The organism is Candidatus Nanoarchaeia archaeon, from assembly GCA_035290625.1.
Classification (GTDB): domain Archaea; phylum Nanobdellota; class Nanobdellia; order Woesearchaeales; family DATDTY01; genus DATDTY01.
In genome coordinates this window covers 22,998-34,494 of record DATDTY010000028.1, presented here as the reverse complement: position 1 = coordinate 34,494, position 11,497 = coordinate 22,998, and the positions used below count along the sequence as shown (strand labels likewise).

At 46.2% G+C, this 11,497-nt stretch carries 13 protein-coding genes and 1 pseudogene; 8 read left to right on the top strand and 6 right to left on the bottom strand.

From position 1 onward, the window contains the following. Positions 1-186: 186 nt before the first annotated feature. On the top strand, positions 187-1,278 hold the full coding sequence (locus VJB08_02325) for an AI-2E family transporter (protein ID HLD42803.1): 1,092 nt from the start codon (positions 187-189) through the stop codon (positions 1,276-1,278). 12 nt (positions 1,279-1,290) lie between these two features. Here the strand turns inward: VJB08_02325 and VJB08_02320 are convergent, their stop codons facing one another. Together VJB08_02320 and VJB08_02315 are read right to left on the bottom strand one after the other, a co-directional pair. Continuing rightward, on the bottom strand, positions 1,291-1,911 hold the full coding sequence (locus VJB08_02320; protein ID HLD42802.1) for a DNA lyase: 621 nt from the start codon (positions 1,909-1,911) through the stop codon (positions 1,291-1,293). Next, positions 1,908-2,492, bottom strand: coding sequence for an HAD family phosphatase (locus tag VJB08_02315; protein HLD42801.1), 585 nt, complete (start codon positions 2,490-2,492; stop codon positions 1,908-1,910). Before VJB08_02315 ends, VJB08_02320 begins: the two co-directional genes overlap by 4 nt. A gap of 129 nt (positions 2,493-2,621) precedes the next feature. Here VJB08_02315 and VJB08_02310 point away from each other — a divergent pair, with 129 nt between their 5' ends. From VJB08_02310 to VJB08_02300, 3 genes are all read left to right on the top strand, one after another. Continuing rightward, positions 2,622-4,082 (top strand): hypothetical protein, encoded by a 1,461-nt coding sequence (locus VJB08_02310; protein HLD42800.1) that lies wholly within the window; start codon positions 2,622-2,624, stop codon positions 4,080-4,082. Positions 4,083-4,148: 66 nt separating this feature from the next. Further along, positions 4,149-4,364: a hypothetical protein gene (locus tag VJB08_02305; protein HLD42799.1), complete on the top strand. Its 216-nt coding sequence runs from the start codon at positions 4,149-4,151 to the stop codon at positions 4,362-4,364. Between the two features lie 57 nt (positions 4,365-4,421). After that, positions 4,422-7,085 (top strand): calcium-translocating P-type ATPase, PMCA-type, encoded by a 2,664-nt coding sequence (locus tag VJB08_02300; protein HLD42798.1) that lies wholly within the window; start codon positions 4,422-4,424, stop codon positions 7,083-7,085. Here the strand turns inward: VJB08_02300 and VJB08_02295 are convergent. After that, entirely contained in the window at positions 7,039-7,230 is a 192-nt protein-coding gene (locus VJB08_02295; protein HLD42797.1) for a hypothetical protein, read from the bottom strand. The two genes, VJB08_02300 and VJB08_02295, sit on opposite strands and share 47 nt — an antisense overlap. Before the next feature lie 203 nt (positions 7,231-7,433). Between VJB08_02295 and VJB08_02290 the strand changes: the two genes are divergently transcribed. Beyond that, positions 7,434-8,237 carry a D-aminoacyl-tRNA deacylase gene (locus VJB08_02290; GenBank protein HLD42796.1) on the top strand — a complete coding sequence of 268 codons (804 nt, stop codon included), beginning with the start codon at positions 7,434-7,436 and terminating at the stop codon, positions 8,235-8,237. A 360-nt stretch (positions 8,238-8,597) separates the two neighbouring features. Here VJB08_02290 and VJB08_02285 read toward each other — a convergent pair. The 3 genes and pseudogenes from VJB08_02285 to VJB08_02275 all read right to left on the bottom strand — a co-directional run bounded on the left by VJB08_02285 (position 8,598) and on the right by VJB08_02275 (position 9,845). Then, positions 8,598-9,080 (bottom strand): annotated as a pseudogene (locus VJB08_02285) (50S ribosomal protein L11). An 11-nt stretch (positions 9,081-9,091) separates the two neighbouring features. Beyond that, the gene (locus tag VJB08_02280) at positions 9,092-9,640 is read right to left on the bottom strand and encodes a transcription elongation factor Spt5 (protein HLD42795.1); all 549 of its coding nucleotides are present in this window, start codon (positions 9,638-9,640) and stop codon (positions 9,092-9,094) included. Between the two features lie 7 nt (positions 9,641-9,647). Next, positions 9,648-9,845: a protein translocase SEC61 complex subunit gamma gene (locus VJB08_02275; protein HLD42794.1), complete on the bottom strand. Its 198-nt coding sequence runs from the start codon at positions 9,843-9,845 to the stop codon at positions 9,648-9,650. Positions 9,846-9,939: 94 nt separating this feature from the next. Here VJB08_02275 and VJB08_02270 point away from each other — a divergent pair, with 94 nt between their 5' ends. The 3 genes from VJB08_02270 (at position 9,940) to VJB08_02260 (ending at position 11,457) form a co-directional block, all read left to right on the top strand. Further along, the gene (locus VJB08_02270) at positions 9,940-10,854 is read left to right on the top strand and encodes a hypothetical protein (protein ID HLD42793.1); all 915 of its coding nucleotides are present in this window, start codon (positions 9,940-9,942) and stop codon (positions 10,852-10,854) included. 95 nt (positions 10,855-10,949) lie between these two features. After that, complete coding sequence (locus VJB08_02265) at positions 10,950-11,228, top strand: type II toxin-antitoxin system HicB family antitoxin (protein HLD42792.1); 279 nt, start codon at positions 10,950-10,952, stop codon at positions 11,226-11,228. 1 nt (position 11,229) lies between these two features. Then, on the top strand, positions 11,230-11,457 hold the full coding sequence (locus VJB08_02260; GenBank protein ID HLD42791.1) for a type II toxin-antitoxin system HicA family toxin: 228 nt from the start codon (positions 11,230-11,232) through the stop codon (positions 11,455-11,457). Positions 11,458-11,497 lie beyond the last annotated feature (40 nt).

The following is an 11,497-nucleotide window of genomic DNA, read 5'->3' as shown; positions in this document are numbered from 1 at the left end:
ATCGGGCAACAGCAGTATAAAAAGGTGCTACGGGAGTAGCGTAAGCTCCAGAAAAGCCAGAACCATACGAACAGAAGTCTATGGCAGACTAGCCTGCCATAATCTATTTGGCTGGCTTTTCAGACTTTCGGGACAGAGCCCGCGCCATCAATACCTTTATATACGCCAATTTTCAATTCTCTCTCCATGAGGAAGTCCATCCCAAGGGAGCTTGAAATCAAGCCAGTAACATTCATCAAGTTCCTTTTCATTACGCTCTTTGTAGCCATAGCTATCCTTTCCTTCTTCATACTGAGGCCGTTTATCAATGCACTCCTCACATCGCTGGTCCTCAGCTATCTCTTTTTTCCAGTCTACAGAGCATTATACCAGAGAACAGGAAGGAGGAATCTGAGCGCACTGATTGTCACTTTTTCAATTATTGTTGTTTCTTTACTCTTGCTTATCTTTGTTGCTAATACACTGGGAAAGGAAATCATATCTTTCATTGGATCCACTGGCTGGCTGAATACTCTCCAGCCGACCTTGGGCTGCGCAGACCAAACAAGCCTTTTTTGTGCCACCTCCCAGGATATCGCGGCCTTTATCACAAATGAGAAATACCGGGGCTATTTTGAATTTGCCCTCAAGGCGATCCCTCCAGTCGCCCAAGATGTCAAAGAAGCGGCTTTCCATATTGCAAGGTTTGCCCTGAATATCTTTATTGTCTTTTTTGCAATGTTCTTTATTTACAGGGATGGCCAGGCATTTACCAAGTCCCTTGAGCCGCTCCTCCCCCTATCGGCTGCTGACCGGCGAAGAATTTTTGCCCAGTTTAATGACCTCACGTATGCAATTGTCTATGGAAACCTCATGACTGCTGGCCTTCAGGGCTTAGCTACCTCTCTTGGATTCTGGTTCTTCGGCATACACTCCCCTCTGCTTTGGGGATTTCTTGCTGCCTTCTTTGCGCTGATCCCCTTTGTTGGAGCTTCTCTTATCTGGGGCCCGGCAGGCATCTATCTCCTTGCCACAGGGTTTTCTCAGGGCAACACCGGGGTCATCATATCAGGGATTGTACTGCTCCTCTATGGAGCCCTGGTTATAAGCATGATTGACAATATCCTGAGGCCGAAGCTTATCGGCGACAGGGCAAATGTGCATCCTGTGATTGTCCTGCTGGGAGTTATGGGTGGGCTTGGAGTCTTTGGCTTTATCGGAGTTGTTCTTGGGCCTGTTATCCTGGCTTTCCTGATAACCTTCACAGAGATTTTCAAGAAGGAGATCTTAAGGAAGTAGTAGCTCGAATAGCTACTTGAATATCTCCCCCGTCTCATTGCTCCAGAAAAGCAAATCCAAATGGTCTATCGGAATTCTTATCTCTTCTGAAAATTGCCTGAATCTCTTCTCAATGAGGGAATATCTTTTCTTTGTGAGTGTTCTTGGAAGCGCCTTCAATGCCCCATACTCCTGCAGATTTTTTAAAATATGGCGATCGAGTATTGCGAGATTCCTATGGCCTATGTTCCTCAGATAGTGGCTGGCTTCCTTCAAGCCCATGCCTTTTACATCATGGATAATATAAGAAGCAATCTCTTTTGGGCTCTTCCTTGAAGTCAATTCCTTAAGCACTGCAGGAAACATTTCCCTGAACTCCAGAAGCCTTTTTGCCTTGGTATGGTGAAACCGAATCCTCCCTAAAAATTGTTTTGGATCAATGCCTGAATTCCAAAAATCAGCCTTCTTCATCTCCATAACAGCCTCCCAGCTCCTCTTTCCGCTTGTCTGGGGAGTCAGCAGGCAAAAGCAGCCTTCATAGAAATACTCCTCAGGAGGAATCCGTGAGAATTCAGCCAGCCGCTGCTCTATAGCATCTTTCTTCTTCGAATATTCTTTCTTTAAGCTAGAAATCTTCTTGCGGTCGAGCCTCATAGCAACCCAGAAATCTCCCTCAAAAATTCATCTTTGCTTCGGAATACCAACCCCTTGATTCCAAAGGCTGTCGCTGCTTTGACATTTTTCTGGCTGTCATCTATGTACAGGCATTCAGACACTCCGACTCCAAACTTCTTCAAGACTGCTTCAAAGCATCCCTTCTCAGGCTTCCTTGATCCAACCTGGTAGGAAACAACACCTCCATCAAAATAATCCTGGAAAGGAAAAACTTTGCTAATCAATTCCCAGTACTCCTTTGCATAATTCGTGAGATAGGCAGTCTTGACCTTTTTCCGAAGCTCCCTGACAACCTCAAGCATGGGCTTGTTAGCCTGTTTTAACCGCACGACTTCCTTTGTTGTAGCCTGTGCGTCAAGGTTGAGGTTAAACCTCCGGAACACCTTTGCCCAGACATACTCAAGCGTCACCTCATTTCTCTCAGCCATCTCTATCAGCTTGTTATAATACGGAACAACCTCATCCAGCTTCAATCCATATTTTTTGCAGAACTGCGGAAAGAACTCATTCTCCTCATTTGAAAATAAGACTCCTGACAGGTCAAATATCATCAACTTCATACAAGAAAGAGTTCGGACTGGTTTATTTATGCCTTTCTTTATTCTCCGCATACCTCCCTCCTTTATTTTATAACTATCAAGTGATAAAATCAGAAACATTTATAAATCTACACGTCTTGCCTGTCTGCCATGAATGTTGATATTTTTCCTTCATATATGCCAGCATCATTGCTGCTGAGCATCCTGTATATGGACAATGAGGAGCAGATCTTTTCAATAGCCAATGGAGGGAACAGCCCGCTGAATTCCAAGCAACAGCAATCGCTTACCAAGATATTCCATTTTCCTGGTTTTCGCTCCTACTTTCGCCACTATTTTGACAAGACCTCTGATTTTGGGCCGACGCTCTATCAGCTCTGCCCTGGAGAAACACAGGCTTCTGTGCTCAGCTTTAGCAAAGCACTCAGAGGCAACGGAGATTACCTGCTTGATGTCGGCAGGAAGCCTTTCTTGGGATTTGACGAATCTGGCTTTCCCTATTTTGGAGATGAGATCGAGAATGCCCGTGCGTATCGAACTACTTCAGAAGCACTTGACAGATTTAATCGAGTCAATCCTCTTGATGCCACGCTTTCCACCCTCTGCTCCCTTTGGAACAATGTCTATTCTGCAGAGCATCCCGATTATCATGACCCTATCCAGGCCGCATTTGCCGACACACAAAAGCTGCGCAGGCGATTTAGAATCCCTCTTGGTATCCTGTTAGGGTATCAGTCCACTTATGACTACAAGGTATTTTCTGTTGAGCCTGAGCATGGTGTCAGGAATCCTGAGAAGACGGATGATCTTATTGAGCTTTTCAAGCACCTCAATACGTATCTGCCCTTGTTGTACCCTTCTCTTTATCAGAGGGGCAAGGCGAGGGCACGTGAGCTTGGTCCATTGCGGCTGCGCAAGGAAAGTAATGAAACGGCTGATGGGCTTTATGTTACCCGGAAACCCCTTACTCACGGATCCACAACCCTGGACTTTTCCCTCCATAAGGTTGTTTATAAGGGGGATATCCATAAGACGCCGGAGATTATAGAATCCAAGGCAATAAAAAGGAACCTCAGCCTTGATCAGATCATCTTTGAATTTCCTGCAATTGATTCGATGGCGCTCCTTGTTCCTACACTCTTGCATATCAAATTCGGTATGCTAGGCGATATCGATCATCAGATAACAACAAACTATAAGGGCGTTGAACAAATCATTGATGAGGCCTTTAAGGAAAATCCTGGATGCACCCTCTACGCCCTCAGGAGCTTGGCTGCTGAGCAGGGCATCGAGGATATAGATCCCACCCGCCTAGATGATTTGAAGAATGCGGTTATCGGAAAAATCAGGCCAGCTGAAATCCAGGCTGAGCTCAGCCAGACACTTACTCTGGTGCATCAGGCATCTTTGCTTCACGACGAACTGCGTGAATTAAAAGGCCTAAAGAGCCTCTCAAATTTGGATGAAATTGCGCGCACCACCCAGCAGCTGATCGATTTGAGAAATGCCGAGGCGTATAAAGCATTACAGGGCGTCGAGATGAAAAGAAGAAGGGAGCGATGGAAACCCAACCCCTCTCTTGTGCCTCCAAAATACCCTAAATCCAAATAACAACATTTATATACCTATCCTCCTCAAAAAGCCGCACGGTCTTTTATTAACAAACGAGGTGGTATGATGAAAGGGTATTGTACAACTATTGTTGGTGTGCTTATTCTTGTATTAGCTATCTGGGATATCGCAGTGCCGCTTAAGTGGGCAAGCTGGGGTTTTCTTGTGCTGGGCATTGTTCTCCTTGCGCATGAATCGTCAAGCTGCTGCAAGCCCCGGATGAGCAGCCTTGCGATGACTCCTTCAGCGGCACCGAAGAGGAGAGGAAGGCCAAAGAAGTAGCTTTTTATTTTCTTTTTTTCGCAATCCTTATAAAATCCAACTTAAGCCATAGGCCTTATGGATCACCATAGCCTTCCAGCCAAGCTGGTTCTGGAAAAGCTCCGCACATCTTCTCATGGCTTGTCTCAGGCTGAGGCAGCGCGCCGGCTTGTCCAGTTTGGGCCCAATGAAATCAAGGAAAAAAAAAGTGTCAGGCCGCTCGCCATCTTTCTTGGCCAGTTCAGGAGCTTTGTGATTGGGCTTCTGATCGCAGCAACAGCAATCTCTTTCCTCCTTGGTGAGATTCTCGATGCATTTGTTATCCTTGCCATTATCATCCTCAACGGGATGCTCGGCTTCTTTCAGGAATACCGCGCTGAAAAGACAATTGAGGCGCTCAGGAAGCTTACCTCTCTCAAAGCAATCGTATTTAGAGACGGCAAGGAGGCAGAAATTCCTGCAAGCCAGCTTGTTCCTGGCGATGTTATCCGTGTAGAAACAGGACAGAAGGTGCCGGCAGATGGCAGGATACTTGAGGCTTTTAACCTTCAAACCCAGGAAGCTTCGCTGACAGGAGAGTCATTGCCGCTCCTGAAAGACGCCAGGGAGATTGCAGCTGAGGCGCGTGCGTCAGACAGGACCAACATGCTTTTTTCCTCAACTATTGTTGTTGCAGGACATGGGAATGCAGTCGTGACGCAAACAGGAATGCAGACCGAGATCGGAAAGATAGCGGCCCTTATCCAGCAGCAAAGGCCGGAACCCACTCCGCTCCAGGTCAGGCTTAAGAAATTGGCAACCCTCTTAGGCTCAATTACCGTCGCTGTCTGCATCATTGTGTTTATTTCAGGGGTCATCAAGTCTCCGGAGATTCTCAGGCTTCTTTTCGCAAAAGATTTTTTAGGTTTTCTTCATTCAGCCCGGGACCTCTTTCTCATAGCAGTCAGCCTGGCAGTTGCAGCCATACCTGAAGGATTGCCTGTTGTGGTTACCATCGGGCTGGCTTTGGGCGTGAGAAGGATGGCTGCCAAAAACGTACTTATCAGAAAGCTCCCAAGTGTGGAGACGCTGGGGTCGACCACGGTCATCTGCTCTGATAAGACCGGAACCCTCACAAAGAATGAGATGACTGTAAAGAAGATATACACCAACGGGCATGAGATCGATGTCACAGGGAGCGGGTATGCGATTGAAGGAGAATTCCTTTCGCATGGAAAGAAAGCCAGGAAAAAAGACATTGAGTTCCTCCTGAAGATCGGCAGCCTCTGTAATGATGCAAGATTTATTGATGGCCAGCTGCTGGGGGATCCGACAGAAGGGGCTCTGCTCGTTTCTGCTGCAAAAGCAGGCCTTCTGAAAGAGAGCCTGGAGAAATCTTCACCCCGCTTAGGCGAGATCGGATTCACCAGTGAGCGCAAGAGAATGAGCACGCAGCATAGGCTTGGAGCAAAGACCTATGTCTTTACAAAAGGAGCTCCTGATATCATCCTTGGGTACTGCAACCACATCTACGAGTCTGGAAGGATCAGCAAGCTTACACTTCAAAAAAGGAAGGAGATACTGGCAATCAACCAGAGATTTGCTTCTGAGGCATTACGGGTTCTTGGCTTTGCCTTCAAGCACGCACGGGTTCTTGAGGAAAATGGGCTGGTTTTCATCGGCCTTCAGGCGATGATTGACCCTGCAAGGGAAGAGGTTAAGGGCTCTATCCAGAGGTGCAAGGAAGCGGGAATTAAAGTCGTGATGATAACTGGAGACCATCTGGCCACAGCCCAGGCAATTGCAAAAGACCTTGCAATCGAAGGAAATGCCATGGAAGGAGCAGAGCTTGCAAAGATAAGCCAGAAGGAACTGGAAGACCAGGTAGAGCGTATCGGGGTCTATGCACGCGTCAATCCTACTGACAAAATGAAGATTGTGGAGGCCTTTAAATCAAAGGGAGAAGTTGTGGCAATGACTGGAGACGGCGTCAATGATGCTCCCAGCCTCAAGCGTTCGGATATTGGAATCGCGATGGGTGTCACAGGGACAGATGTTGCAAAGGAGGCATCGCATATGATCCTTACCGATGACAATTTCGCATCGATTGTGCATGCCATTGAGGAGGGAAGAGGAGTGTATGATAACCTCAGAAAGTTCATCGCATTCCTCCTTTCAGGGAATATCGCAGAAGTCCTTATCATATTCTTTGCCATCATCTCAGGGCTGCCTCTGCCGCTTGCCGCCATCCAGCTTCTTGTCATCAATCTCGTGACTGACGGGCTCCCTGCTACTGCCTTGAGCGCAGACCCTTTTGAGCCAAGGGCGATGAAGCGCAGACCTGTAAGCTCCGCGGAGAAGATCTATGGCAGGATGAATGCTTATCTCATCTACTACCCCTGTCTTATGACTCTTGTGGCTCTCTCTACATTCCTATATTTCATCAATACAGGCCAAAGCCTTGTCAAGGCCCAGACTGCAGTGTTCCTTGTGATCACGTTCTTTGAACTCTACCAAGCCTTCTCCTGCAGGTCTCTCCGCTATCCTGTCTTCAAGGTTGGAATCTTCAAAAACCGCTATTTGAATCTTGCAGTTGTTTCCTCCTTCCTTTTCGCTGCCGCAATTGTATTTATCCCCAGCTTAAATCCTATATTCAAGACAGCGCCTTTGACACTCATAGAATTCGGCTCAATTATTGCAGTCTCTTCTGCCGGCTTTATTTATCTGGAGCTTTCAAAGGCTCTCCAGAAGCCTCAAATTTGATATACCACTTATTTGCTTCAGGATCGTATGAAAAGACAACAAAGTACCTCTTTGATTTGTCAAGCGCAAACAGCAAGGGTGAAGGGACTGTCGTCTCGTAGCTTGAGCCCCTTTTATATAGCCTTCGTCTGAGGATCGTTGCCATAGCCAACTTTAGCCTAATGAAGTTTATATACTTATCTATTTCTGAGTGAATTTACTTATCAATAATAGTACTTTTATACTTATTTTTTATCAAATAGCCTGAAATCTTTGTTTAACTATATTGAAAGTAATTAGAATTGAGGCTGGTTATCCAGGAATCCTGAGGAGCAAAGCTTATAATCACTACATGGCGCTTCTACTTCTATGGATATTGCTTTGATCTGCTCACTGAAAGATCCAGCAAGCGTGAATATGAATCATGGCTTTGCCTTCTTTGAAGAAACAAGGGAGAGGTTTCAAGGATGTCTTGTCTATCAATACCGCCTTTCACCCCACATGCTCAGGCTTTACACAGTCGAGGATGAGCTGCTCTCTATGGCAGTATTTCCAAAGGCAGATCTCCTGATCTTCCTCTCCAAGCACCGCAGCAAGGAAAACACTCCAAACTTCACAATCCATGCTCCTGGAAACTGGGGAAAAGCAGAGTTTGGGGGGCAGGAGGGGAAACTTTGCCCAACCAGCGCATTCTCTCTCAAATCACTCTTTATCGGGATGTCAAAAACTGCTGGGCTTCCGGTAACTCTGGAGCCTACGCACCATGGCCCTTATACAGAGATTCCGAGCATTTTTGTTGAAATAGGGTCAACAGAAAGGGAATGGAGCAACAAGGAATATGGAGCGCAGATTGCAGAATCCATCCTGAACACATTAAAAAATCCGGCAAAGAAATACAAGCCGGCATTGCTCCTCGGAGGGCTTCATTACAATGATGCTGCAAACAAAATACAGAAAAACTCCGGCTTAGCCATCGGCCATATCTGCCCGAAATACAGCCTTCCTTATGTCAGCAAGGCGTTGCTCAGCCAGGCGATAGAAAAAACAACAGAAGGGATTGATGTGATTCTCGTGGATTGGAAGGGCATGGGAGAGGAGAAACAGAGAATCCTCAATCTTCTTGACACAATGAGCCTTCCCTATGAACGAATGCAGAGGATAGCACTAGAGTAGATACTACTGATCCTACCTCTTACCTTTCTTTTCCTGCTTCTGCTTTTCAGGGGCAGCTTCTTTCTTTGGAGCAGCCTCCTTCTTTGCCCCAGCCTCTTTCTTCTCGCCTTCCTTGGCTCCTTCTGCTTTTGCCCCTTCAGCTGCTGCAACCTCAACAGGAAGCAATTCAGTAACAATCGCAACAGGTATGCCTTCCGCAAGCATGCGGTTCTTGATCTCTGAACGCACTTTCCCCTGCATCTCTGAGATAATGAGCTTACCCTTGGCAACAAACTCCTCTCTGCGCTTCTCGATCTCTTCAGCCAGCCGCTTTCGCTCTTCTTCAAGATGTTTGAGTTCCTGGGCTGTGAGTTCAGTCTTCTCAGTCCTGATCTCCTCATTAAACTTTCCTTCATTTACCAGCCGGATTGCCTGCTTTGCGTCAACACCCTGGACAAGGATTCCCATTGAATTGCAGCTGCCAATAATCTCCTTCACATTCTCCTTCAATGTCTTGCCAAGGAGGCTGTCTTGCTTCATCTTGGCTATCTTGATGATCTGCTCAATCCTCAAATCAGCAACCTTGTCTGTTAAGGGGTTCTTGGCTCCCTTTTCAACACCAGCTTCCTTAAAAATCAATGCAGATGAAGGAGGGGTTCCAACTGTTACCTCAAATTCCTTTGTGCCTGAATCCACTATAACTTTGATTGGGACCTGCATCCCTTTGAAATCTGCAGTCTTCCTGTTTATTTCAGAAACCACCTGGCCTATGTTTACTCCAAGAGGCCCGAGCTGAGGCCCGAGAGGAGGGGCCGCTGTTGCTTTACCGCCCGGTACAAGCGCCTGAACTGATTGTGTTGCCATTTGAATCTCACTTATATCTCAGTATCCTCATCTTCAGGAATCCTGGAGCTCTCGTCTTTGGTATCTCTCCTAATAACCTTGACTGCGTCCATCTTCATCGTCATTGGAATTGGCACCGCAGCTCCGAGCAATTCAACCACCACGTCTTCCTTGATCTTGTCAATCCTTTTTATCTTTGCCTTCTCTCGCTTGAATGGCCCCGAGATGATCTCGACGATATCATTCTTCTCGATATTCACTTCCTTCTTGACCTGCTCAAGCATATGGCCAACCTCATTGAAGTCGATACTGTTTGGCAATACCCCCCTTGCATAAGGGACATTAAACGCAGCCTGCTCAGCATCACTTCTGGAAGCAGCCTCAACAAAGATGTACCCTCTCATGCCGTGCGGCTGCACAACTGCATAGACTCCAAGCTTCCTCTTCCGCGCATTCGAGCTCACAAAGTCCATGACCTGTGATTCCCGGTTTGCTGTAGTCCGGAGCGCATAGAGCTGAGAGCCCAGCCCAGCTTTCTCACTGGCTCCTTTCTCGTCCACTTCAACTTGATCCTTTTCCATAGAATCTTCATCCAAATAATAGCGCGTCAATCAGATGGACCAAAAATCCAACCAATCCAATGATGACCATCCCCAATGCAGACACCTTCACTATAGTCTTGAATTCAAACCCTGACGGCTTCTTTGTAATCCGGAATACTCTCCTGCATTCAAGCACAAACCCCTTGAACCTCTGCCACTTCGTAGGCTCTGCAAACCCTTCCATTCTCAGCAGGATTAGACAGGGGTTTTTAAAGGTTTTGGAGACAGAAAACAGATTTCATCGGTAGCTTAATAAATAAACCGTGCTTCCCCCCAACATGGCAAAATTCCAGCAGATGTTGATTTCCGCGAATAGAGCAGCTACAACGATCACTACTTTTAAAGCACCAGAACCCATAAGGGTTATTGAAAGCGTCAAGCAGCAGAGAGAAGTTCTGCAAAGAGAATTTGGATATAAAACAAACGATCCTAAAATAGGCCTTGTCTCTTTTCATACCTTTGATCCTGGGAACGCATCTCGACTTGGAATAGGTTTGATATTAGCACCGGGCATAACTATCATGGATGATAAATGGGCTCAAAGAAATCTTTATCCTCGTGGGGACCCCCTTGATGCCTTCGATAGATATGATATGCATATGCCCAACACTTTTGCACTCAAATATTCTCCAAAGCTAAGCCAGGGGGCTTACATGCATGTCTCAACGTTTGCACTGGTTGTTGGCTATGATGGAAACAAGGACTTTGACCAAACCTATGCCCTCCTTGTAGAAAAGAAAACCGGTCAGCAGCAAGCAGGAGCAATATCTATTGCAAATCAGGGCATAGAAGCGCATCAAGTTAAAAAAGAAGGCAAGGCGATTGACGAAATAAGTCTTGAGACAGAGATGTTCCGGAGAGCTATTAGGTATGATGCAGCAACCACGCTAATGCTTGATGAAGCCCAGATGAAGGGATATCAAGATATTGGCCTTGCATTAATGCCGGGGAGTGCTGATGCAGGTGGGCTCCTCGTTGCAGAGATTAATGCTGCTGAGCTTGAAAAAAGATACCAAGAGGATTCTGGAAAGAAGAAGCCTATCATGGTCAAGACAGCAGAACTGAGCGACTTCCTGAGATCAGGGGTAGAGGTCAACTCACTCTTGGAAGATACTGCCTTAGGATCTATCATCCACAACAGAGAAAGATTTGGCGCTCTTTATGAGGAAGCGTTAAAGCATAAAGTCTCTTGATTTCTTCAATCCACAAACTCAATCCCAAGCCCGCATCACAGGCACTCAACCCCTTTCAGTTAACTATTTAAACTTCTCCGGCTTTATAACCTGCGATGGCAAAACAAATAACAGTAACGGTTCTCGTAAAGCAGGAGGATACTGGCTATTCAGTAGTATGCCCTGAATTGAATGTGGCAAGCCAGGGAGAAACCTTTGAAGAAAGCATTGCTAATATCAAAGAAGCTGTAGAGCTCTACATTGAAAGCGCAGAAGAGCTTGGAATTATGGATGAAGTTCTTGAGCAATTGGGCATCTCAAAAAAAGATTTCAAGCAAGGCAAGATTGTTCCAAAAATTGTTACCGCAAGCGTTCCTGTAGAGATTACAATTTAAGATGAAACTGCCTGTTGTTTCTAGCGATGAAGTAATAAAAGTCCTTCAAAAAGGAGGATTCTCAATGGTCCGGCAGAAAGGCTCTCACATGTCGTTCCATAAACTGGAGCAAGGGAAAACCCTCCTGGTCGTTGTTCCCAGAAGAAGGGAAATCAAAAAGGGGACGTTACTTAGCATCATCAAACAAGCAGGGATGACAAGAGAAGATTTTATAAGAAGCATTCAATGAACCCTAAGAAACATTCAATAACCTCCTCATTCTGTGGCAA

What these genes read in the sequence shown, in the direction of transcription:
- VJB08_02290 (HLD42796.1), top strand. Translation starts at nt 7,434, where the DNA reads ATGGATATTGCTTTGATCTGCTCACTGAAAGATCCAGCAAGCGTGAAT.
- VJB08_02270 (HLD42793.1), top strand. Translation starts at nt 9,940, where the DNA reads ATGGCAAAATTCCAGCAGATGTTGATTTCCGCGAATAGAGCAGCTACA.
- VJB08_02325 (HLD42803.1), top strand. Translation starts at nt 187, where the DNA reads ATGAGGAAGTCCATCCCAAGGGAGCTTGAAATCAAGCCAGTAACATTC.
- VJB08_02320 (HLD42802.1), bottom strand. Translation starts at nt 1,911, where the DNA reads ATGAGGCTCGACCGCAAGAAGATTTCTAGCTTAAAGAAAGAATATTCG.
- VJB08_02300 (HLD42798.1), top strand. Translation starts at nt 4,422, where the DNA reads ATGGATCACCATAGCCTTCCAGCCAAGCTGGTTCTGGAAAAGCTCCGC.
- VJB08_02265 (HLD42792.1), top strand. Translation starts at nt 10,950, where the DNA reads ATGGCAAAACAAATAACAGTAACGGTTCTCGTAAAGCAGGAGGATACT.
- VJB08_02260 (HLD42791.1), top strand. Translation starts at nt 11,230, where the DNA reads ATGAAACTGCCTGTTGTTTCTAGCGATGAAGTAATAAAAGTCCTTCAA.
- VJB08_02280 (HLD42795.1), bottom strand. Translation starts at nt 9,640, where the DNA reads ATGGAAAAGGATCAAGTTGAAGTGGACGAGAAAGGAGCCAGTGAGAAA.
- VJB08_02310 (HLD42800.1), top strand. Translation starts at nt 2,622, where the DNA reads ATGAATGTTGATATTTTTCCTTCATATATGCCAGCATCATTGCTGCTG.
- VJB08_02305 (HLD42799.1), top strand. Translation starts at nt 4,149, where the DNA reads ATGAAAGGGTATTGTACAACTATTGTTGGTGTGCTTATTCTTGTATTA.
- VJB08_02295 (HLD42797.1), bottom strand. Translation starts at nt 7,230, where the DNA reads ATGGCAACGATCCTCAGACGAAGGCTATATAAAAGGGGCTCAAGCTAC.
- VJB08_02275 (HLD42794.1), bottom strand. Translation starts at nt 9,845, where the DNA reads ATGGAAGGGTTTGCAGAGCCTACGAAGTGGCAGAGGTTCAAGGGGTTT.
- VJB08_02315 (HLD42801.1), bottom strand. Translation starts at nt 2,492, where the DNA reads ATGAAGTTGATGATATTTGACCTGTCAGGAGTCTTATTTTCAAATGAG.